The 21,795-nt window shown below is 68.1% G+C and carries 20 protein-coding genes and 2 pseudogenes; 18 read left to right on the forward strand and 4 right to left on the reverse strand.

The genetic code is table 11. The features are described 5' to 3' along the window. A pseudogene (locus tag G5C60_RS21510) lies at nucleotides 1-128 on the reverse strand (tRNA (adenine-N1)-methyltransferase); the annotation flags it as partial. Here G5C60_RS21510 and G5C60_RS21515 point away from each other — a divergent pair. After that, a pseudogene (locus G5C60_RS21515) lies at nucleotides 123-350 on the forward strand (hypothetical protein); the annotation flags it as partial. The pseudogenes G5C60_RS21510 and G5C60_RS21515 sit on opposite strands and share 6 nt — an antisense overlap. A 57-nt stretch (nucleotides 351-407) precedes the next feature. On the opposite strand, the gene G5C60_RS21520 reads toward G5C60_RS21515, so the two are convergent. Continuing rightward, entirely contained in the window at nucleotides 408-713 is a 306-nt protein-coding gene (locus G5C60_RS21520; protein WP_165261785.1) for a ferredoxin, read from the reverse strand. A 255-nt stretch (nucleotides 714-968) separates the two neighbouring features. Here G5C60_RS21520 and arc point away from each other — a divergent pair, with 255 nt between their 5' ends. The 6 genes from arc to prcA all read left to right on the forward strand — a co-directional run bounded on the left by arc (nucleotide 969) and on the right by prcA (nucleotide 7,014). After that, nucleotides 969-2,735 carry a proteasome ATPase gene (gene arc, locus G5C60_RS21530; RefSeq protein WP_165261714.1) on the forward strand — a complete coding sequence of 589 codons (1,767 nt, stop codon included), beginning with the start codon at nucleotides 969-971 and terminating at the stop codon, nucleotides 2,733-2,735. Between the two features lie 234 nt (nucleotides 2,736-2,969). Then, nucleotides 2,970-4,481: a depupylase/deamidase Dop gene (gene dop / locus G5C60_RS21535; RefSeq protein WP_338145886.1), complete on the forward strand. Its 1,512-nt coding sequence runs from the start codon at nucleotides 2,970-2,972 to the stop codon at nucleotides 4,479-4,481. Nucleotides 4,482-4,647: 166 nt separating this feature from the next. After that, nucleotides 4,648-4,866: a ubiquitin-like protein Pup gene (locus G5C60_RS21540; protein ID WP_033323361.1), complete on the forward strand. Its 219-nt coding sequence runs from the start codon at nucleotides 4,648-4,650 to the stop codon at nucleotides 4,864-4,866. Between the two features lie 176 nt (nucleotides 4,867-5,042). Beyond that, nucleotides 5,043-5,369: an endonuclease domain-containing protein gene (locus G5C60_RS21545; RefSeq protein WP_165261716.1), complete on the forward strand. Its 327-nt coding sequence runs from the start codon at nucleotides 5,043-5,045 to the stop codon at nucleotides 5,367-5,369. Continuing rightward, complete coding sequence (gene prcB, locus G5C60_RS21550; protein WP_165261718.1) at nucleotides 5,321-6,166, forward strand: proteasome subunit beta; 846 nt, start codon at nucleotides 5,321-5,323, stop codon at nucleotides 6,164-6,166. The genes G5C60_RS21545 and prcB overlap by 49 nt, the downstream gene beginning before the upstream one ends. A gap of 68 nt (nucleotides 6,167-6,234) precedes the next feature. Next, nucleotides 6,235-7,014 (forward strand): proteasome subunit alpha, encoded by a 780-nt coding sequence (prcA, locus tag G5C60_RS21555; protein ID WP_165261720.1) that lies wholly within the window; start codon nucleotides 6,235-6,237, stop codon nucleotides 7,012-7,014. Between the two features lie 62 nt (nucleotides 7,015-7,076). Here prcA and G5C60_RS21560 read toward each other — a convergent pair whose 3' ends face one another. Then, entirely contained in the window at nucleotides 7,077-8,093 is a 1,017-nt protein-coding gene (locus G5C60_RS21560; protein ID WP_165261722.1) for a substrate-binding domain-containing protein, read from the reverse strand. A 109-nt stretch (nucleotides 8,094-8,202) separates the two neighbouring features. Between G5C60_RS21560 and G5C60_RS21565 the strand changes: the two genes are divergently transcribed. The 11 genes from G5C60_RS21565 to G5C60_RS21615 all read left to right on the forward strand — a co-directional run bounded on the left by G5C60_RS21565 (nucleotide 8,203) and on the right by G5C60_RS21615 (nucleotide 19,976). Beyond that, nucleotides 8,203-9,462, forward strand: a complete 1,260-nt coding sequence (locus G5C60_RS21565) for an MFS transporter (protein ID WP_165261724.1) — start codon at nucleotides 8,203-8,205, stop codon at nucleotides 9,460-9,462. A 9-nt stretch (nucleotides 9,463-9,471) separates the two neighbouring features. Next, nucleotides 9,472-10,833, forward strand: a complete 1,362-nt coding sequence (pafA, locus tag G5C60_RS21570) for a Pup--protein ligase (protein WP_165261726.1) — start codon at nucleotides 9,472-9,474, stop codon at nucleotides 10,831-10,833. Nucleotides 10,834-11,069: 236 nt separating this feature from the next. Further along, complete coding sequence (locus G5C60_RS21575; RefSeq protein WP_165261728.1) at nucleotides 11,070-12,041, forward strand: FKBP-type peptidyl-prolyl cis-trans isomerase; 972 nt, start codon at nucleotides 11,070-11,072, stop codon at nucleotides 12,039-12,041. 55 nt (nucleotides 12,042-12,096) lie between these two features. Continuing rightward, a complete protein-coding gene (locus G5C60_RS21580) occupies nucleotides 12,097-12,471 on the forward strand; it encodes an FKBP-type peptidyl-prolyl cis-trans isomerase (RefSeq protein ID WP_165261730.1) in 375 nt (124 codons plus the stop codon). Between the two features lie 180 nt (nucleotides 12,472-12,651). Then, nucleotides 12,652-13,629 carry a helix-turn-helix transcriptional regulator gene (locus tag G5C60_RS21585; protein ID WP_165261732.1) on the forward strand — a complete coding sequence of 326 codons (978 nt, stop codon included), beginning with the start codon at nucleotides 12,652-12,654 and terminating at the stop codon, nucleotides 13,627-13,629. Between the two features lie 14 nt (nucleotides 13,630-13,643). Beyond that, nucleotides 13,644-14,741: a WYL domain-containing protein gene (locus G5C60_RS21590; protein WP_165261734.1), complete on the forward strand. Its 1,098-nt coding sequence runs from the start codon at nucleotides 13,644-13,646 to the stop codon at nucleotides 14,739-14,741. Nucleotides 14,742-14,752: 11 nt separating this feature from the next. Continuing rightward, nucleotides 14,753-15,031 carry a hypothetical protein gene (locus tag G5C60_RS21595; RefSeq protein ID WP_165261736.1) on the forward strand — a complete coding sequence of 93 codons (279 nt, stop codon included), beginning with the start codon at nucleotides 14,753-14,755 and terminating at the stop codon, nucleotides 15,029-15,031. Nucleotides 15,032-15,040: 9 nt separating this feature from the next. Then, nucleotides 15,041-15,235, forward strand: a complete 195-nt coding sequence (locus tag G5C60_RS21600) for a hypothetical protein (RefSeq protein WP_165261738.1) — start codon at nucleotides 15,041-15,043, stop codon at nucleotides 15,233-15,235. A 237-nt stretch (nucleotides 15,236-15,472) separates the two neighbouring features. Then, nucleotides 15,473-15,763: a Sec-independent protein translocase subunit TatA gene (tatA, locus tag G5C60_RS21605; RefSeq protein ID WP_165261740.1), complete on the forward strand. Its 291-nt coding sequence runs from the start codon at nucleotides 15,473-15,475 to the stop codon at nucleotides 15,761-15,763. Nucleotides 15,764-15,810: 47 nt separating this feature from the next. Further along, the gene (gene tatC, locus G5C60_RS21610) at nucleotides 15,811-16,782 is read left to right on the forward strand and encodes a twin-arginine translocase subunit TatC (RefSeq protein ID WP_165261742.1); all 972 of its coding nucleotides are present in this window, start codon (nucleotides 15,811-15,813) and stop codon (nucleotides 16,780-16,782) included. A gap of 329 nt (nucleotides 16,783-17,111) precedes the next feature. Further along, the gene (locus G5C60_RS21615) at nucleotides 17,112-19,976 is read left to right on the forward strand and encodes a DEAD/DEAH box helicase (RefSeq protein ID WP_165261744.1); all 2,865 of its coding nucleotides are present in this window, start codon (nucleotides 17,112-17,114) and stop codon (nucleotides 19,974-19,976) included. Between the two features lie 22 nt (nucleotides 19,977-19,998). On the opposite strand, the gene atzF is transcribed toward G5C60_RS21615, so the two are convergent. Next, entirely contained in the window at nucleotides 19,999-21,678 is a 1,680-nt protein-coding gene (atzF, locus tag G5C60_RS21620; RefSeq protein WP_165261746.1) for an allophanate hydrolase, read from the reverse strand. Nucleotides 21,679-21,795 lie beyond the last annotated feature (117 nt).

Consider the following 21,795-nt stretch of genomic DNA (forward strand, 5'->3'; position numbering starts at 1 on the left):
TGCCAGGCGGGGTGCGGGCCGCCGAAGTAGCGCTCCACGTTCGCCTGGGCGATCTCGGCGAAGTCCTCGCGGCGTTCGTAGCTGTGCAGCATGCCGTGGTCGCCGATGGCGCGCAGCAGGAAGCCGCCGACGCCACCGAACCCCGCATCGTGGCCACCCTGGTCGACCCGAAAGACCGCATCACCGTCACAGACTTCGCCGTACGTGACGCATCCGTCACCGCCACCCTGCTCGGCTACTCCTCGCCCGACGTCCCGCGTTGCTGCCCCGACGTGGACGAACGCGCCAAGTGGCAGTGGAAAAACGGCACATTCGTCCGTTCTGTCCCCCCTGGCGCCCAGAGCGTGTGACCAAACAGACAAAGCGGAACGGCCCGGAACGCAAAGTGACTTGACGTGACCATCGAACTACTCCGCGTCCGGGCCGTACACCTCCGCCTTGTCCGAAACTCGACGCACATGGATGCACTCGCCCGGACACTCCTTCGCGGAGTCGGCGACATCACGCAGAAGCGTCAGAGGAACGGGCGTCGTGGCACCCGGAGCCTGCAACAACTCCTCCCCGGAGCCCTTCACATAGGCCAGACCGTCGATGTCGAGCTCGAAGACCTCAGGTGCATACTGGGCGCAGATGCCGTCGCCGGTGCAGAGGTCCTGATCAATCCAGACCTCCAGGTCCTCGCCGCCGACGCCGGCCTCTTGCTGAACGCTCATGACTCCTGCCGTTTCCTGTGCCGAGCGAACCGGAATAAAACGTAAGTCGGCGCAGCTCTGACGGGTGTTGAACACTTCGACCCTACCTGCGCCCGCTTCCCAATCATGTTCGGTGGGTATTTCCCTGGCGTGAGGGAGAGCGCAAGGGTGAAGATCGGACACACCCCGACAGTCTTTGTGATCTAGGGGTTTCAATCGACACCCACCCAGGTAGGGTCTGGAAGCGTCCAGCTCCCCTTGGAGGAGGTGAGGACCGTGGCAGCCCACGACGACGACATGAACCGCGGCATCCGCCCGGGACGAGGGTCCGACGACCCCGCCGGGCAGATTGCCTATCTTGAGCAGGAGATCGCCGTCCTGCGACGCAAGCTCGCCGACTCTCCGCGACACACGAGGATTCTCGAAGAGCGGATCGTCGAGCTGCAGACCAACCTGGCCGGCGTGTCCGCGCAGAACGAGCGGCTCGCCAACACACTCCGCGAGGCCCGCGACCAGATCGTGGCCCTCAAGGAAGAAGTCGACCGGCTCGCACAGCCGCCGGCCGGCTTCGGCGTCTTCCTCTTGGCGAACGAGGACGGCACGGCCGACATCTTCACCGGCGGACGCAAGCTCCGGGTGAACGTCAGCCCCAGCGTCGACCTCGAAGAGCTCAGGCGCGGCCAGGAAGTGATGCTCAACGAAGCGCTCAACGTGGTCGAAGCCATGGAGTACGAGCGGGTCGGGGACATCGTCACCCTCAAGGAGATCCTCGAGGACGGCGAGCGCGCCCTGGTACTCGGGCACACCGACGAGGAACGGGTGGTACGCCTCGCCGAGCCCCTGATGGACGTCACCATCCGCCCCGGCGACGCCCTCCTGCTCGAACCCCGCTCCGGCTACGTCTACGAGGTCGTTCCCAAGAGCGAGGTCGAGGAACTCGTCCTCGAAGAGGTCCCGGACATCGGCTACGAACAGATCGGCGGTCTGGGCGGCCAGATCGAAATGATCCGCGACGCCGTCGAGCTCCCCTACCTCTACCCCGACCTCTTCAGGGAACACGAACTGCGGCCACCCAAGGGCGTGCTGCTCTACGGGCCCCCCGGATGCGGCAAGACACTCATCGCCAAGGCCGTCGCCAACTCGCTGGCCAAAAAGGTCGCCGAAGTCACCGGCCAAGCCGCAGGCAAGAGCTTCTTCCTCAACATCAAGGGCCCCGAGCTTCTCAACAAGTACGTCGGCGAGACCGAGCGGCAGATCCGCCTCGTCTTCCAGCGCGCACGCGAGAAAGCCAGCGAAGGCACACCCGTCATCGTCTTCTTCGACGAGATGGAATCCCTGTTCCGCACCCGAGGCTCCGGCGTCAGCTCGGACGTGGAGAACACCATCGTCCCGCAGCTGCTCGCCGAGATCGACGGCGTGGAAGGCCTGCAGAACGTGGTCGTCATCGGCGCCTCCAACCGCGAGGACATGATCGACCCCGCCATCCTGCGCCCCGGACGACTCGATGTGAAGATCAAGATCGAGCGCCCGGACGCCGAGGCCGCCAAGGACATCTTCGGGAAATACCTCAAGGAACGCCTCCCGCTGCACGCCGACGACGTCGCCGAGCACGGAGGCGACAAGAAGTCCACCGTCCAGGGCATGATCCAAACCGCCGTGGAACAGATGTACGCCGAGTCCGAGGAAAACCGCTTCCTCGAGGTCACCTACGCCAACGGCGACAAGGAAGTCCTCTACTTCAAGGACTTCAACTCCGGCGCCATGATCGAAAACATCGTCGGCCGCGCCAAGAAGATGGCCATCAAGGACTTCCTCGAGCACAACCAGAAGGGCCTCAGGGTCTCCCACCTGCTCCAGGCCTGCGTAGACGAATTCAAGGAGAACGAAGACCTGCCGAACACCACCAACCCGGACGACTGGGCCCGCATCTCCGGAAAGAAGGGCGAACGGATCGTCTACATCCGCACCCTCATCACCGGAAAGCAGGGCGCAGACACCGGACGCTCCATCGACACGGTGGCGAACACCGGTCAGTACCTGTAAAAGACAGGGCGGCTGCGGGTGCCCACACTGGGTACCCGCAGTCGACTGTTTTTCAGGGCAAAGCCGGAGCGGAGCAATGACGCAAATGATCTCCCCACCAGCGCAAAGGCGTTCTAGGCTCTTCCATACCGCCGAGTCGCGCAGTGCGGGGACGGGCACCGCACACGCACCGGAGAACCAGCGGTACTTGAGCTGCGCCCCCGACCGAGGGCGCCGCCGGGCAAGGAGGGCCGCATGACCGTACGGCGAGTAATGGGCATCGAAACCGAGTACGGAATCTCCGTACCCGGCCACCCCAACGCCAATGCCATGCTCACCTCGTCCCAGATCGTCAACGCCTACGCGGCGGCGATGCACCGGGCGCGCCGCGCCCGGTGGGACTTCGAGGAGGAGAACCCGCTGCGGGACGCACGAGGCTTCGACCTCGCCCGCGAGGCCGCCGACGCCAGCCAGCTCACCGACGAGGACATCGGCCTCGCCAACGTCATCCTCACCAACGGGGCACGACTGTACGTAGACCACGCACACCCGGAATACAGCGCACCAGAAGTCACCAACCCACGAGACGCCGTCCTGTGGGACAAAGCCGGCGAGCGCATCATGGCGGAAGCCGCCGAACGCGCAGCCCAGCTCCCCGGCGCCCAGCCGATCCACCTCTACAAAAACAACACCGACAACAAAGGCGCCTCCTACGGCACCCACGAGAACTACCTGATGAAGCGGGAAACCCCCTTCTCAGACATCGTGCGGCACCTCACACCCTTCTTCGTGTCCCGCCAGGTCGTCACCGGCGCCGGCCGCGTCGGCATCGGCCAGGACGGCCACGAACACGGCTTCCAGCTCAGCCAGCGCGCCGACTACTTCGAAGTCGAGGTAGGCCTGGAAACCACACTCAAGCGCCCCATCATCAACACACGCGACGAACCACACGCAGACGCCGAGAAATACCGCAGGCTCCACGTGATCATCGGCGACGCGAACCTGTCGGAGATCTCCACATACCTGAAGCTGGGCACGACCGCCTTGGTCCTGTCCATGATCGAGGACGGCTTCATCGCCGTCGACCTCGCCGTGGACCAGCCGGTACGCACCCTGCACCAGGTCTCCCACGACCCCGGCCTCAAACGCCTGATCACCCTCCGCAGCGGACGGACACTCACCGCAGTCCAGCTCCAGATGGAGTACTACGAACTCGCACGCAAATACGTCGAAGAGCGGTACGGCTCCGACGCGGACGAACAGACCAAGGACGTACTCACCCGCTGGGAAGACGTCCTCGGCCGCCTCGAAAGCGACCCCATGAGCCTCGCAGGCGAACTCGACTGGGTCGCCAAACGCGAACTCATGGAAGGCTACCGACGCCGCGACAACCTCGACTGGGACGCGGCACGACTCCACCTCGTCGACCTCCAGTACGCCGACGTACGCCCCGAAAAAGGCCTCTACAACCGCCTCGCGGTACGCGGCAAGATGAAGCGCCTCCTCGACGACGCGGACGTGGAACGGGCTCGAACGAAGCCCCCGGAGGACACCCGCGCCTACTTCCGCGGACGCTGCCTCGAGCAGTACGCCGACGACGTCGCCGCGGCCTCCTGGGACTCGGTCATCTTCGACCTGCCCGGCAGGGACTCCCTCCAGCGTGTACCAACCCTCGAGCCGCTTCGCGGAACGCGTAATCACGTCAAGGAGCTCCTGGACCGCTGCCGAACCGCAGAAGACCTGGTCAGGGTCCTGTCAGGCGGCTGAACGGGCCAGGCCGGCCCCACCAGCGGAACGGGCCGGGCAGGGTGGAAAAAGACAGCGTCCGGGAATCATGAAGGTGGTGCCCGGACGTTGTAGCAACTGCGGGGCCGATGTCGGACCCTGCTTGTAGGGTCTGATCAAGAACGTCGAACCGAGCGGGGTGAGGGTTATGGCGACCAAGGACACCGGCGGCGGACAGCAGAAGGCAACGCGTTCCACCGAGGAGGTCGAGGAGACTGCGCAGGACGCGCAGGCATCGGAAGACCTCAAGGAACGCCAGGAGAAGCTGAGCGACGACGTGGACTCCGTCCTGGACGAGATTGACGATGTCCTCGAGGAGAATGCGGAGGACTTCGTTCGTAGTTTCGTTCAGAAAGGCGGCGAGTAACCTTCGAATCGAAGGTGACGGGGGGTCCTCGGGATGTCGAGCGAAGAGGCCGTGAAGCGTTGCGTGCGGTGCGGTGAGTACAGGCCGCGCGCAGCCTTCGCCCCGCAGGGCATAAGCGTTGCCGTGGGTGCGGCGAAGCGAAGCCGCTCAGGGAGTGGCATCGGAAGGGCGGTGGCATGGCCAGCCGCTGCAAGGCTTGCAAAGCGGCCGTCGCGCCTGCACGGCACCTGTTGCGTAAGTACGGCATGACCGAAGCCGAGCGCGACGAGTTGATCGCCTCCCAGATGGGGCTCTGCGCGATCTGTCTAAAGGCTCCGGCCGTTCATGTGGATCACTGCCACAAGACGGGTAGGGTCCGTGGCGTACTGTGCTTCAACTGCAATTCCGGCCTCGGCCTGTTGAGGGATGACCCCGAAGCGATCAACCGAGCTGCCGACTACCTGGAAGGAAACGCGTGGAAGCCAACACTCGTAGCACCGGGCGTCTACCGGCTGCCTTCCTGACGCCTGGGTCGTCGTCCTTCGTGGACTTTTTGTCCGCGCACCAGCCCGAAGTGCTGCCGGGGAACCGGCAGTTGCCCCCCGTCAAGGGAGTGATCGAGGCGCCGCACGGCACCACGATCGTGGCCACGACGTTCCCCGGTGGCGTCGTGCTCGCCGGTGACCGGCGGGCCACCATGGGCAATGTCATCGCGCAGCGGGACATCGAGAAGGTGTTTCCGGCGGATGAGTACTCGGCGGTGGGGATCGCCGGTACGGCGGGTCTGGCTGTCGAGATGGTGAAGCTCTTCCAGTTGGAGCTGGAGCACTTCGAGAAGGTGGAGGGTGCTCAGCTGTCCCTGGAGGGCAAGGCGAATCGTCTGTCGACGATGATTCGGTCCAATCTCGGCATGGCCATGCAGGGCCTGGCCGTGGTGCCGATCTTCGCGGGGTTCGATGTGGACCGCGGGAAGGGCCGTATCTTCTCGTACGACGTCACGGGTGGCCGCTCGGAGGAGCACGGCTTCGCTGCCACGGGTTCCGGTTCGGTCTTTGCGCGTGGGGCCATGAAGAAGCTGTACAGCGAGGACATGACCGAGGAGCAGGCGACGACGCTCGTTGTGCAGGCGTTGTACGACGCGGCTGACGACGACTCGGCGACCGGTGGCCCCGATGTCGCCCGCCGGATCTACCCGCTCGTCACCGTGATCACCGATGAGGGGTTCCGTCGGCTCACCGATGAGGAGTCCTCCGAGATTGCCCGCTCGATTCTGGAGCGGCGCCTGGAGCAGCCCGACGGCCCGCGGGCCGCGCTGCTCTGACTACGGCCCTTCCAGGCCCCTCTTTTTCAGGTGATCCAGTGACTTCGACAGAAAGGGACGGATAGCCGGTGTCGACGCCGTTCTATGTCTCACCCCAGCAGGCCATGGCCGACCGGGCGGAGTATGCGCGCAAGGGCATCGCCCGTGGCCGCAGCCTGGTCGTGCTGCAGTATGCCGACGGCATTGTCTTCGTCGGCGAGAACCCGTCCCGTGCGCTGCACAAGTTCAGCGAGATCTATGACCGGATCGGCTTTGCGGCCGCCGGCAAGTACAACGAGTACGAGAACCTCCGGATCGGCGGTGTCCGCTATGCCGACCTGCGGGGCTATACCTACGACCGTGATGATGTGACCGCCCGCGGTCTTGCGAATGTCTATGCCCAGACGCTCGGCACGATCTTCTCCAGCGCGGCTGAGAAGCCGTATGAGGTGGAGCTTGTGGTTGCCGAGGTCGGGGAGACGCCCGACGGTGACCAGATCTATCGGCTGCCGCATGACGGGTCGATCGTGGATGAGCACGGTTCGGTCGCGGTCGGCGGCAATGCAGAGCAGATCAGCACTTATCTCGATCAGCGTCACCGGGAGGGCATGACGCTGGCTGAGGCGCTCAAGCTGGCTGTTCAGGCTCTGTCCCGCGACACCAATGGCAGTGAGCGGGAGATCCCCGCGGAGCGCCTGGAGGTGGCGGTTCTGGATCGTACGCGTCCGCAGCAGCGCAAGTTCAAGCGGATTGTGGGCGGCCAGTTGTCCCGTCTGTTGGCGGGGGGCAGTGGGGACGGGTCCGCGCAGGCTGCCGAGTCCGATGGGTCGGACGAGTCCGATGGGTCGGACGGGTCTGACGAGAAGTAGTCCCGCTCTGAACGTCCTGCGCCCCGGTCCGCCTCGAGGAGGCGGACCGGGGCGCAGGACGTTCAGGAGGGGCGTGGTGGCGCTGTGGAGCCCCGTACGACCAGTTCTACGGGGATGTCGCCCTCCGGTGGTGTGTCGCCCTCCAGGACGGCGAGGAGGGCTGCCATGCCGCGCTCGCCGAAGAGGCCGGCGTCGAGGCGGACGGTGGTGAGTTCTGGTTCGATCGCCGTGGCGAGGGCCAGGTCGTCGAAACCGGTGACGGAGATGTCGTCGGGGATGCGCAGGCCCAGGCGGCGGGCGGCTTTGTAGGCGCCGACGGCGAGTTTGTCGTCGTCGCAGATGAGGGCGGTCGGCCGGGGGCCGGGGCCGTTGAGTGCGTCCTCGGCCGCTGCGAGGGCACCTTGGATGGTGATCGGTGCTTTCGCCGTGCGTACCTCGGTGTCCGTGCTTTGTCCGACGCGGGCGGCGAGTTCCCGGGCGCGGACGTCGAAGGTCCATGAGTCGATGTCCGCGGCGAGGTGCAGGAACCGGCGGTGTCCCAGTGTCAGCAGGTGTTCGGTGACCTGGCGCATGCCGTCTGTGATGTCGAGGTTGACGGTTGCGGCGCCCAGGCTGTTCGCCGGGTCGCTGTCCAGCATGACGAGGGGGAGGTCGTCGCCCCGGATTGTGGTGAGGGCGTCGGAGGCCATCGAGGAGGCGATGACGCCGTCGAGGGCGGCGCGGGCGGAGGGGAACGGGTCCGGGGCGGGGCCGATGCCTTCGGGTGAGGGGTAGAGGACGACGCCGAAGCCGTGTTTCGCGGCGACGCGGGCTGCGCCTTCGTAGACGGCTGCGAAGAACTCGTTGGTCAGTGCGGGTACGACCAGGAGGGCTGTCCGGGTGCGGCCGAGGCGCAGATTGCGGGCGGCGAGGTTCGGCCGGTAGCCGAGTTCCCGCGCTGCCTGGCGTACTCGTTCCGCCGTGGCCTCGGAGACGCGTCCGCGCCATTTGTCGCCCAGTACGAGTGAGACGGCGGCCTGTGACACCCCGGCGGCCTGGGCGACGTCACGGCTCGTGGGGCGCGTGCTGCTTCGTGCCACCGTCGGCCTGCTCTTTCTTGCTGGACTCGCGGACTGGGCACATGGTACGTATGACCGAGGAAGTTATACGTAAAACCTCAGCTGCTTCGGGCTACAAGAAGGGCATGGCATGGCCGCGCGTTACCTGGAGATCCTCAGGACGAGACACGCCGCACGACTGCTGGTCGGCACCCTCGTGGGGCGGCTGCCGAGCGCCACCGCCGCGATCGCCGTCGTGCTGTTCATCCGCGCGGAGGGCGGCACCTACAGCCTGGCCGGTGCGCTCGCCGCGGCGTACGGGGTGTCGAATGCCGTGGGACAGCCGGTGCTGGGCCGTCTGGTGGATCTCTACGGGCAGCCGCGTGTGCAACTGCCCGCCGCGCTCGTCTCCGCCCTCGGTATGGCCGTCTTCGCCTTCACGGGCACGGAGGCGCTCCCGCTCGCGTACGTCCTGATGGTGGTCGCCGGGTTCTTCACGCCGCCTCTGGAGGGCGGTCTGCGGGCGTTGTGGCCCGCTGTCCTGCGCAGGGAGGACCAGGTGCACACGGCGTACGCGATGGATGCCGTCGCGCAGGAGGTGATGTTCACCGTCGGGCCGTTGCTCGTCACGCTGTGCGTGTCGTTGTGGTCCGCGCAGGCCGCGCTGCTGGTGCTGAACGTCATAGGCGTCCTGGGTGCGCTGTCCGTGGTGGTCTCGCGGCCCTCGCGCGCGTGGCGTTCGGCGCCGCGCGAGGCGCACTGGCTCGGGGCGCTGCGTTCGCCCGGGCTGCTCGCCCTGCTGGGCGCGTTCCTCTTCGTCGGTATCGCGCTGGGTTCCATCACGGTCGCGGGTCTGTCGTACGCGGACGACAACGGCGGGGACGCGACGTACGGCTGGCTGATGGCGGCCATCGGGCTCGGTGCGCTCGTCGGCGGTACGGCGTACGGGGCGCGGCAGTGGAGTGGTGCGCCGGAGCGGCGACTGCGTGTGCTCGTGGCGCTCCTGGCGGTGTTCTACGTGCCGCTGACGCTCATGCCCGGCGTGGTGGCCATGACGGCGCTCACCGTGCTTGCCGGAGTCTTCCTCGCGCCCTGTATCGCCTGTGCGTTCGTCCTCGTCGACGGGCATGCGCCGAGGGGCACCGTCACCGAGGCGTTCTCCTGGCTTGTGACGACGTTCACGGTGGGTGCGTCGGTCGGAACGGGTATCGCGGGCCCGGTCGTCGAGTGGGGCGGAGCGGTGTGGGGCTTCGCTCTGCCGGGGGTCGCGGGGGCCGCCGCGCTGCTTGTTCTGCTGGCCACGGGGCGGGTCCTCGCAGCTACGGGCAGCGGTGCGGTGGTTGAAGCCGCATCGGAAAATGATCGAAACGGTGCAGCCGAACCCCGTTTCAGCACCGGGCATCAGGCGTAATGTTCAGTCATGGACCGCCGCATTTTCGGGCTGGAGAACGAGTACGGCGTCACGTGTACGTTCAGGGGACAGCGGCGCCTGTCTCCCGACGAGGTGGCGCGGTACCTCTTCCGCCGTGTCGTGTCATGGGGCCGCAGCAGCAATGTCTTTCTGCGAAACGGCGCCCGCCTCTATCTCGACGTGGGGTCACATCCGGAGTACGCCACACCGGAATGTGACAACGTGACAGAACTTGTCACCCACGACAAGGCCGGCGAGCGCATTCTGGAAGGACTCCTGGTAGACGCCGAACGACGCCTGCACGAGGAAGGAATCGCGGGCGACGTCTACCTCTTCAAGAACAACACCGACTCGGCGGGCAACTCGTACGGCTGCCACGAGAACTATCTGGTGGCCCGCCACGGGGAGTTCTCCCGGCTCGCGGACATCCTCATTCCGTTCCTCGTCACGAGGCAGCTTCTCTGCGGTGCCGGCAAGGTGCTGCAGACCCCGCGGGGCGCGGTGTACTGCGTCAGTCAGCGGGCCGAGCACATCTGGGAGGGCGTCTCCTCGGCGACGACCCGCTCCCGGCCGATCATCAACACCCGGGACGAGCCGCACGCGGACGCGGAGCGCTACCGCAGGCTGCACGTCATCGTCGGTGACTCGAACATGTCCGAGACGACCATGCTGCTCAAGGTCGGCGCCACCGACCTGGTGCTGCGCATGATCGAGGCGGGCACGGTGATGCGCGACCTGACCCTGGAGAACCCGATCCGGGCCATCCGCGAGGTCAGCCACGACATCACGGGCCGCCGCAAGGTGCGCCTGGCCAGCGGCCGCGAGGCCTCGGCCCTGGAAGTGCAGCGCGAGTACTACGAGAAGGCCGTGGACTTCTGCGAGCGCCGCGGCATCCGCACCGGCACCGTCGAGCAGGTCCTGGAACTGTGGGGCCGCACGCTGGACGCGATCGAGGCCGAGGACCTCGACCGGATCGGTACCGAGATCGACTGGGTCATGAAGTACAAGCTTCTGGAGCGGTACCGCGCCAAGCACAACATGACGATGTCGCATCCGCGCGTCGCGCAGATAGACCTCGCCTACCACGACATTCACCGTCGCCGGGGTCTGTACTACCTGCTGGAGAAGAAGGGGCAAGCCGCCCGGATCTGCAACGACTTGCGGATCTTCGAGGGCAAGTCCGTGCCGCCGCAGACCACTCGGGCCCGGTTGCGCGGTGACTTCATCCGGCGGGCGCAGGAACAGCGTCGCGACTTCACCGTCGACTGGGTCCATCTCAAGCTGAACGACCAGGCACAGCGCACGGTGTTGTGCAAGGACCCGTTCCGTTCCGTGGACGACCGGGTGGAGAAGCTCATCGCCGGAATGTGAGCAGGCGCCGCGTCGGCAGGAAACGTCGGCAGGAAACGCCCGATGCCCGGAGGCAGTACTGCCTCCGGGCATCGGGCGTTTCCTGGTGTCCCCGCGCCTGAGCTGCCGGGAACCGCGGCTCAGGCGCCGGCGCCCTGGCAGGCGGGGTAGGCGTGTGTGGCGGCAATCCGTACACGGCCGCGCCCACGCCGTAGAGTGGCGGCCATTGCCCTGGCCCCGATCCCCCAGTTGGACTGATGATCTACAACGTGAAGCGCCGTGCCGTCGCGCTGCTGGCCGTGCCCGCCCTGCTGTTCACCGCCGCGTGCGGATCGGACGACGACAGCGGTGATGACACGACGAGCGGTGTCGCCCAAGTCGAGGGGAAGTTCGGGGAGAAGCCCGAGATCTCCGTCCCCAAGGACGCGAAGCCGTCGGCCACCACGGTGACCAAGGCCCTCTCGACGGGCGACGGCGCCAAGATCAAGAACTCCGACTTCGTGCGCCTCGACTGGACGGTCGAGAAGTGGGAGGGCGGCCAGGAACTCGGCAGTACCTGGGCCGCGGAGGGCGGGACGCCCCGTAGGCAGGCCGTGGAGCGGATCGGCCAGCAGAGTCAGCAGATGCCCGCGAAGGTGCTGGACGCCGTCAAGGGCAAGAAGCAGGGCAGCCGGGTCCTGGTGCAGGGCACGGCCGGTGACCTGTTCGGCGACACGCTGAACACTTCGGCGGGCATCTCTCCGAAGGACGTCCTGGTCTGGGTGATCGACACGGTCGGTACCGCCTCCGTCGCCTCCAAGGCGGAGGTCAAGGGCGAGCAGGCCGCCACCAAGGCCGGCCTGCCCGAGGTGAAGGCTCCCTCGCAGAAGGCGGCGACCATCACCGTTCCCAAGGGCGCCAAGGCTCCCAAGGGCCTCGAACAGCAGGTGCTGATCAAGGGCAGTGGTGACAAGGTCGAGGCCGGTCAGGGGCTCATCGCCCAGTACACCGGGGTCAAGTGGGAGGACGGCAAGAAGTTCGACTCCTCCTGGGACCATGGAGGTGCCATCGGCTTCCAGATCGGCAACGGATCCGTGGTGAAGGGCTGGGACCAGGGGCTCGTCGGCAAGAACGTGGGCGACCGCGTCCTGCTGGTGATCCCGCCCTCGCTCGGCTACGGCGCCACCCCCAGCAGTGAACTGGCGAAGAACACGCTGGTCTTCGTCGTGGATATTCTCGGAACGGTCTGACCACGGTGCCGATGACACCGTCCGGGACACAGGCCGCGTAACAAGGAGTAATGAAGTGAGCATCGACAAGCCCGAGGTCGACTTCCCGGGCGGCGAGCCCCCGGCGGACCTCGAGATCAAGGAAATCTGGGAGGGCGAGGGCCCGGTCGCGAAGGCCGGTGACTTCGTCAAGGTCCACTACGTGGGCGTGGCCTTCTCCACCGGCGAGGAGTTCGACGCCTCCTGGAACCGCGGTATGCCGCTGGAGTTCCAGCTCGGTGTCGGCCAGGTCATCTCCGGCTGGGACCAGGGCGTACAGGGCATGAAGGTCGGTGGCCGCCGTCAGCTGACCATCCCCTCCCACCTCGCGTACGGCGACCGCGGTGCCGGCGGCGGCCGTATCGCGCCCGGCGAGGCGCTGATCTTCGTCTGCGACCTGGTCGCCGTCTGATCTGCGCGAGGTCCGGCCGCGATCGGCTCGCCGCCCGGTCCTCGTACGCCGTGTGATCGTGGTCCGACCGGACCCGATCACCTGGGGCCCATGCCTGTCCGGGCATGGGCCCTCGGCTTTTGCCACGACACTCCGGAGCGGTACGGTCATCGATCGGAAGCATCATAGGGAAGGGCGTCGATGGCCATTGCCAAGGCCGAGCGGCTGATGAACCTGGCGCTGTGTCTGCTCGGGACGCGGCGGCCGCTCAGCAAGCGCGAGTTGCGCGATTCCATCGAGGCTTACGTCGAGGCCTTCAGGCCGGGAAGTGGTGCAGCCGGTTCGGACGACTCCTTCAACCGGATGTTCGAGCGCGACAAGGACGATCTGCGGGAGCTCGGCCTGGTCATCGAGACGGTGGAGAGCCTCGACGGCGAGATCGGCTATCTGGCCCGCCGCGACAGCAACCGCCTGCCGCCCATCGCGCTCGACGCCGAGGAGGCCGCCGCCCTGGGCCTGGTCGCCAAGGTTTGGCAGCAGGCCCGCCTCGCGGGTGCGGCGAGCGGCGCCCTGCAGAAGCTGCGCGCGGCCGGACTGCCCGAGGACGTCGACCCGTACGAGACCCATGGCGCCCTGGAACCGCACATCCCCGTGCACGAGGCGGCCTTCGAACCGCTGATGCTGGCCTGCCGCGACCGCCGCCCCGTCGCCTTCGACTACCGCAAGGCCACCGCCGCCCACCCCGAGCCCCGCATCGTCGAGCCTTGGGCGCTGGAATGCTGGCGCGGCCACTGGTACCTGGCCGGCTGGGACCGTGACCGGGGCGCCGAGCGCGTCTTCCGGCTGTCGCGGATCACCGGCAAGGTCCGTACCCGGAGCGGGAAGTTCACGGCCGAGGTGCCCGACGTCGTCACCGTGCGTGAGACCGTCGCGAGCTGGGCCGGAGAGACCGCCGACCGCTCCGCGCTGATCCGGCTGCGTACGGGCGCGGGCTACCCACTGCGCGCCAAGGCCGTCTCCGTACGGGAACTGGGCGACGGCTGGGACGAGTTGGAGATCCCGTACGGGCACGGCCTTGACGCCTGGCTCGTCGAGTTCGGGCCCGATGTGGTGGTCCTGGAGCCCGCCGAGCTGCGGGCCGATGTCGTGGACCGGCTGCGCGCCGTGGCCAAGGGCTGAGGGGGCGTAAGAAAGTGGTGGGAAAACCGGTCAGGACCGTGAGCGCCATCGACCAGACCCGGCGGATGCTGTCCCTGGTGACGTATCTGCGGGAGCGTCCCGGCGCCCGGGTCGGCGATGTCGCCCGGGCCTTCGGGATCACCGAGGACGAGTTGATCTCCGACCTCGACGTGCTGCCGCTGTGCGGGACCAGCTTCCGCGGCGGCGATCTGCTGGACATCGACACCGACGGCGAACGGATCTGGTGGCGCAATCCGGGCGCCCTCGGCGCGGAGGCGGCCGAGCCGCTGCGGATGGCTGCCGACGAGGCGACCGCGCTGCTGGTGGCCGCCCGGGCCGTGGCGACCCTGCCCGGACTGCGTGAGGGCGACCGGCAGGCGCTGCTGCGGGCCACCGCCAAGGTGGAGGCCGCATCGGGCGAGGCCGCGGGCGCCAGTGCCCGGCTTTCGGTCACGTTCGAGTCCGAGGGCGGGGTCTTCGCGGACGTCGACCGGGCGATCTCCGAGCGGCGCCGGCTGTGGATCCGCTACTACTCGCCCGGGCGCGACGAACTCACCGAGCGCGAGATCGACCCGATCCGCCTGGTCAGCGTCGGCCACACCTACGTGGAGGCCTGGTGCCGCCGCTCCGAGGCGCGGCGCACCTTCCGGCTGGACCGGGTCGCGGAGATCCGCATCCTGGACGAGCCGTCCGCGCCGCCCGAGATCGAGCTGCGAGACCTGTCCGAGGGGCTGGTGCAGCCCGCCGCCGAGGATCCTGAGGTGGTCGTCGAGGTCGGTCCTGGCGGGCGCTGGGTTGCCGAGTACTACCCGCACGACAGCGCCGATGAACTTCCCGACGGCGGTCTGCGTATCACCTTGCGTGCCTCCGATCCCGGCTCGCTGCGGCGCCTTGCGCTGCGGCTCGGGCGGGACGGCCGGATCGTGTCGCCGCGGGAGGTCGCGGACAGCGCCCAGAAGGCGGCGCGTGAGGCGCTCGCGGCGTACGACGCACCGGCCGATGATGGGGGTCCCCCCGCTCGAGCAGAGCCGAGAGTGGGGGAGGCGAGTGCGCACGAGGGAGCGCACGGAGTTCAGGACGGGCTGTACGGCAGGCAGGAGCAAGGGCTGTGAGCAGGTCGGCGATGTCTGGCACCCAGGGAATGTCCGTGACGTCCGCGTTCTCGGGCATGACGAGAGTGGATCCCGTGGTGTTCAAGGCCGCCTGCCCCGACTGCCGCGCCCGGCTCGAACTCCCCGCGAACGCGCTGCGGCTGGCGATCGGCGCCACACCTCGGACCACTTTCTACTCCTTCACCTGCCCGGAATGCGGCGCGGCGGTGCGCAAGCCGGCCGGCGAGCGGATCGTCGAACTCCTTACCGGCGGAGGGGTGCGGACCCTGCGGCTGCACTCCACCGTCTAGGCTCGGCGCATGTTCTGGCCGATGCTCGCGATCGCTGTGAGTTTTCTGGGAATCGCCGTTCTCGGCGTGCTCGCCGTCCGGGTCTTCCTGGAGGCGGAGCGCCTGAGCAGGCAAGTCGCCGATTCCGCTCGGCGGATCAACCACGCCGCCGAGGATCTGGAACGGGCCTCCGCGGCCGCGGCACGCTCTGCGGACGTGCTGTGAGTCGCCGCGGACGGGCGCTTTGAGTCACTCTGACCTGTCAACTTCGCAGTATCGGCAGGTACGCTGCTGGACGCGGCCCGGAGAACGAGGCGCGGGCCGCAAACCGGGAGTACGCACAGGGATTGCCTCGCGTTCACCCCTGAGCGTTACGATCGCTGTCAGCACGACCCTCGGACAGACGTCCGACGGGTCGGACGGCACCCCGCCCACGTCGCCTCGGTGAGAAGGTAAAGACTTATGTTCGGAAGGCTCGGAGCTCCCGAGATCATTCTCATCCTCGTCGTCATCATCCTGCTGTTCGGCGCGAAGAAGCTTCCGGACATGGCCCGCTCCCTGGGCAAGTCTGCTCGCATCCTCAAGAGCGAGGCCAAGGCGATGAAGACGGAGGGCAAGGACGACAGCGCCACTCCGGCCGGTCCGCCGCACGACGACCAGCAGCCCCCGGCTCAGCGCACCATCCAGGCCGCGCCCGGCGATGTGACCAGCTCCCGTCCGGTCACCGAGCCGACGGACACGACGAAGCGCTGACGCAGGGCCGGTGATCTCCGGCCCGCTGCACGAGATGGGAACGTGGGTTGCTCAAGTCTGCCCGCAAGAAGGAAGAGAAGGATCCGGAGGGGCGGATGCCCCTCGCGGAGCACCTTCGTGAGCTCCGCAACCGGCTCGCGAAGGCGATGCTGGCCATCGTCCTCGTCACGGTCGTCGCCGCCTTCTTCTACAACGACATCATCAACTTCTTCACCGAGCCGATGCTCAAAGAGGTCGGCTGCGCGGAATCCTTCGAGCAGCTGGCGAGGGCGTCCGAGGACAGCAACCCCTGCGCGCGGATCACCATCAACGGTCTGATCACGCCCTTCACCCTGGCGCTGAAGGTGTCCCTGATGGCGGGCGTCGTCCTCGCCTCGCCGATCTGGCTCTACCAGCTCTGGGCGTTCGTCGCGCCCGGACTGCACAAGGGCGAGAAGAAGTACGCCTACGCGTTCGTCGGCACGGGAGTCCCGCTCTTCCTCGGCGGCGCCTTCTTTGCGTACATGGTCCTGCCGACCACCGCGAAGGTTCTGATCGAGTTCACGCCGTCCGACATCGACAACCTGCTGCCGCTGGACGATCTGCTGGACCTCGTCACGCGCATGGTGCTTGTCTTCGGTCTCTCCTTCGAGCTGCCGCTGCTCCTGGTGATGCTCAACATCACCGGGGCGATCTCCGGCAAGCGCATGGCCGGCTGGTGGCGCGGCATGATCATGGGCATCACGCTGTTCGCCGCGATCGCCACGCCCAGCACGGACCCGCTGACGATGATCGCGCTCGCCGCTCCCATCTGGGTCCTGTACTTTGCGGCGATCGCCTTCTCTCTGATCAACGACCGCCGTAGGGCTCGTCGTGAGGCCGCGGGTCCTGGCGATGACGAGGCGTCCGAGCTCGACCTCACGCCTGAGGACGTCGGTGAGATCGAGCCTGTGTCGGCTAGTCGGGCGTTGCCGGCGCAGGCCGACTCCGCCGGGGAACGCGATCGGGATCGCGTTAACGGTTATGACGATGTGACCTGAGGGGTCGTTGTCGGGTGCGGGTTCGTTGTGGCTTGTCGCGCAGTTCCCCGCGCCCCTGGGTTCGTGGGTGGGTCGGGGCCGTGGGCCGGTGCGTCAGCCCGTCGCAGGGTGGGCATACGGCCCGGTGGTGGTACACGGTGCGGGTGGCCTGAGACCGAACCTACGCGACGGGCATACGACGCACCGGCCCACGCCCCCTCCCGCCGGTGGGCAAGTTGCGGGCACGTGGTGGCTGAGGGCTTCGGGGACGCGCCCCTTTAGGGGCGCGGGGAACTGCGCGATCAGCCACGACGGCGCTGCAGCCGACAACGAACCCAACGATCCGGATATTGATCGTCCTGTTGTCAGTGGCTCCCGGTACGCTCGAAAGCACGATGACAGAGGATCTCTCACCGGCCGAGCGGTACGCGGCAGCGCGGCAGCGCGCTGTCGAGCAGGCCACCGCGCTCGCGGGCTTCCGCGAGATGTACGACTTCGGCCTCGATCCCTTCCAGATCGAGGCCTGCCAGGCACTCGAGGCGGGCAAGGGTGTGCTGGTGGCCGCGCCCACCGGCTCGGGCAAGACGATCGTGGGCGAGTTCGCCGTCCACCTCGCCCTCCAGCAGGGCAAGAAGTGCTTCTACACCACGCCCATCAAGGCGCTGTCGAACCAGAAGTACACCGATCTGGCCCGTCGTTACGGCGCCGAGAAGGTCGGCCTGCTCACCGGTGACAACAGCGTCAACTCCGACGCACCGGTGGTCGTCATGACCACCGAGGTCCTGCGCAACATGCTGTACGCGGGCTCGCAGACGCTCCTCGGACTCGGTTATGTGGTCATGGACGAGGTGCACTACCTCTCTGACCGCTTCCGTGGCGCCGTCTGGGAGGAAGTGATCATCCACCTCCCCGAGTCGGTGACGCTGGTGTCGCTGTCGGCGACGGTGTCGAACGCGGAGGAGTTCGGCGACTGGCTCGACACCGTCCGCGGCGACACCGAGGTGATCGTCTCCGAGCACCGTCCCGTGCCGCTGTTCCAGCACGTGCTGGCCGGACGCCGCATCTACGACCTCTTCGAGGAGGGTGAGGGCCACAAGAAGGCCGTCAACCCCGACCTCACACGTCTGGCACGCATGGAGGCGACCCGCCCCTCGTACCAGGACCGCAGACGGGGCCGCAACATGCGCGAGGCCGACCGCGAGCGTGAGCGGCGGCAGAGATCGCGCGTGTGGACGCCGGGGCGGCCCGAGGTCATCGAGCGGCTCGACGCCGAGGGGCTGCTGCCCGCCATCACGTTCATCTTCAGCCGCGCGGCCTGCGAGGCCGCCGTCCAGCAGTGTATGTACGCGGGCCTCAGGCTGAACGACGACGAGGCGCGCCACAAGGTCCGCGCGCTCGTCGAAGGGCGTACGGCCTCCATACCGGCCGAGGATCTCCACGTCCTGGGCTACTACGAGTGGCTCGAAGGTCTCGAGCGCGGCATCGCGGCCCACCACGCGGGCATGCTGCCGACCTTCAAGGAGGTCGTCGAGGAGCTGTTCGTACGCGGTCTGGTCAAGGCCGTGTTCGCCACCGAGACCCTCGCGCTCGGCATCAACATGCCCGCCCGCTCGGTGGTGTTGGAGAAGCTCGTCAAGTGGAACGGCGAGCAGCACGCCGACATCACCCCCGGCGAGTACACCCAGCTGACCGGCCGTGCAGGGCGCCGTGGCATCGATGTCGAGGGCCACGCCGTGGTGCTGTGGCAGCGCGGCATGAGCCCGGAGCACCTCGCGGGCCTGGCGGGCACGCGCACGTACCCGCTGCGCTCCAGCTTCAAGCCGTCGTACAACATGGCGGTCAACCTCGTCGAGCAGTTCGGCCGGCACCGCTCGCGCGAGCTGCTGGAGACGTCGTTCGCGCAGTTCCAGGCCGACAAGTCGGTCGTCGGGATCTCCCGCCAGGTGCAGCGCAACGAAGAGGGACTTGAGGGCTACAAGGCCTCCATGACCTGCCACTTGGGGGACTTCGAGGAGTACGCGCGACTGCGTCGCGAACTCAAGGACCGCGAGACGGAGCTGGCCAAGCAGGGGGCGGCGCAGCGGCGTGCGGAAGCGGCCGTGGCGCTGGAGAAGCTCAAGCCCGGCGATGTGATCCACGTGCCGACCGGCAAGTTCGCGGGGCTTGCGCTGGTGCTGGACCCAGGGCTGCCCGCCGGGCGGTCCAACGGCCACCGCGGTTTCGAGCACCACGACGGGCCGCGGCCGCTGGTCCTCACCGCCGAGCGCCAGGTCAAGCGGCTCGCGTCGATCGACTTCCCGGTGCCCGTCGAGGCGCTGGAGCGGATGCGCATCCCGAAGTCGTTCAACCCGCGCTCGCCGCAGTCCCGCCGTGATCTGGCCTCCGCGCTGCGCACCAAGGCCGGGCACATCGTGCCCGACCGGCACCGCAAGAGGCGGGCCGAGGCCGCCGACGACCGCGAGATCGCCCGGCTGCGCACGGCGCTGCGCGCCCACCCCTGTCATGGGTGCAACGACCGTGAGGACCACGCCCGTTGGGCCGAGCGCTACCACCGGCTGCTGCGCGACACCTCGCAGCTGGAGCGGCGCATCGAGGGGCGGACGAACACCATCGCCCGTACCTTCGACCGGATCGTCGCGCTCCTGACCGAGCTCGACTATCTGCGCGGTGACGAGGTCACCGAGCACGGCAAGCGGCTCGCCCGGCTCTACGGAGAGCTGGACCTGCTCGCCAGCGAGTGCCTGCGCGCCGGGGTCTGGGAAGGCCTCGGACCGGCCGAACTGGCCGGGTGCGTCTCGGCATTGGTGTACGAGGCGCGAGTCGGCGACGACGCGCTGGCGCCGAAGCTGCCGTCCGGCAAGGCCAAGGCCGCGCTCGGCGAGATGGTCCGCATCTGGGGTCGCCTCGACGCCCTGGAGGAGGATTTCCGGATCAGTCAGACCGAGGGCGTCGGCCAGCGCGAACCCGACCTGGGCTTCGCCTGGGCGGCGTACGAGTGGGCCTCCGGCAAGGGCCTCGACGAGGTGCTCCGCGAGGCCGACATGCCCGCCGGTGACTTCGTACGGTGGTGCAAGCAGGTCATCGACGTGCTCGGCCAGATATCGGCGGCGGCGCCGGTCTCCGGGACGGGCAAGGGGTCGACCGTGGCGAAGAACGCGCGGAAGGCCGTGGACGGGCTGCTGCGTGGGGTCGTCGCGTACTCGTCGGTCGGCTGACCCGGCGCGATCAGTTCCCGTATCAGCCGGTGAGGGAGTCCAGGTAGGCGCGCCAGCCCCCGTACTCCGTGATGTCCCGCGCATCGTCGAGCGCGCTCGGCTCGCACAGGAATCCGGGTACGTCGCTGCCGTCGGCCAGCGTGACCCGGCCCAGCGCCATCGGGCGGGGGAGCGCGGCGGTGAGGCGGCCGAGCCCCTCGGCGGGCAGCCGCCACACCTCGGCCTCGATCGCGGCCCCGTCCGCGTCCACGTGGACCAGGCCCGGCTTGGGCGGGTCGGTGGCCAGGGCGTGCAGCCGGTAGACGGGTGCGGTCCTGGTCGTACGTTCCAACTGGGCTCCCAGCGCGAGGAGTTGGCCGTTCAGGGGCTGGTCCGACAGGTGTGCGCCCACCACGGCCAGCCGGACCGGAGGCACCTCAAGAGGGCGGGCGATCCGGGCGAGGCGTTCCTCGGTGAAGGCCGGGCCGATCAGCATGACGCCGAAGGGGAGCCCCGCCACCTGGCCCGCCGGGACGGCCACGGCGGCCAGGTCGAAGAGGTTCGTGGAGTTGGTGAAGCGGCCGAGCCGGGCGTTCGTGCCCAGGGGATCGGCGGCGACCTCGGCGAGGGTCGGGTGTCCCGGCGCGGTCGGCAGGAGCAGGGCGTCCGCGTCGCCGAGTGACTCCAGCGCGCGGAGGCGCAGGGACGCCAGGCGCTCCTGGTCGGCGAAGAGCTGGTGGGCCGGGATGTCCCGGGCGCGGGTGATGATTCCGGCGACCGTCGGGTCCAGGCCGTCGCCGCCCTCGGAGAGCAATTTGTCGACAAAGCTCCCTACGGCCGTGTAGCGCTCCGCCACGAAGGCTCCCTCGTAGAGCATCGCGGCGGCTTCCGTGAAGGGGGTGAGGTCGATGGTGCGCAACTCCGCACCTGATGCGCTCAGCTGGGTCACGGCTGCCTCGTACGCCTCTGCCCAGCCCTTGTCCAGCTCGCCGAGCTGCTCCCTGGGCGGGACGGCCACGCGCCACGGGCCCGGTGTGCGCTGCGGGAGCGCGGGGAGTTCCCGGGCGGGTGGGGAGATCATGTGGGTGAGAGCCTGTTCTGCCTCCGGGAGGGTGCGGGCGAAGACCGTTACGCAGTCGAGGGAGGCGCAGGCCGGGACCACGCCGTCGGTGGGGACGAGGCCTCGGGTGGGCTTCAGGCCGACGATGCCGTTGAATGCGGCCGGAACGCGTCCGCTGCCCGCGGTGTCCGTGCCCAGCGCGAAGTCCACGATGCCGAGCGCTACCGCTACGGCCGAGCCCGAGCTGGAGCCGCCGCTGATTCTGTGCGGGTCGATGGCGTTGCGCACGGCGCCGTGGGGGGAGCGGGTGCCGACGAGGCCGGTGGCGAACTGGTCCAGGTTCGTGGTGCCGAGGACGATCGCGCCTGCCGCGCGGAGGCGGGCGACCGCCGGGGCGTCTGCCTTCGGCTGGTACGCGTAGGAAGGGCAGCCGGCGGTTGTGGGCAGGCCCGCTACGTCGATGTTGCCCTTCGCTGCGAACAGGCTGCCCGCCAGGGGGAGTTGTTTGCCTGTGGCCAGGCGGGCGTCGATTGCTCGGGCCTCGGCCTCGACCTCTGCCTGCGGGCGCAGGTCGATCCAGATCTCGGGGCGGTCGACGGCCTCGATGCGGGCGTAGGCCATCTGGACTCGGGTCAGGGTCAGGGTCTGGGACCAGGGCGACATCGGTGCTCCTTGCTCTGGGGTTTCGTTGTCGGGTGCGGCCCGGTGGCCGTCTGTGCCCACCCGTTCCGCCCTGCGGAACGCCTGTCCGCAGACGGGCGGGACGGCTGCCCACACAGC

Source organism: Streptomyces scabichelini, from assembly GCF_011045015.1.
GTDB classification, from domain to species: domain Bacteria; phylum Actinomycetota; class Actinomycetes; order Streptomycetales; family Streptomycetaceae; genus Streptomyces; species Streptomyces scabichelini.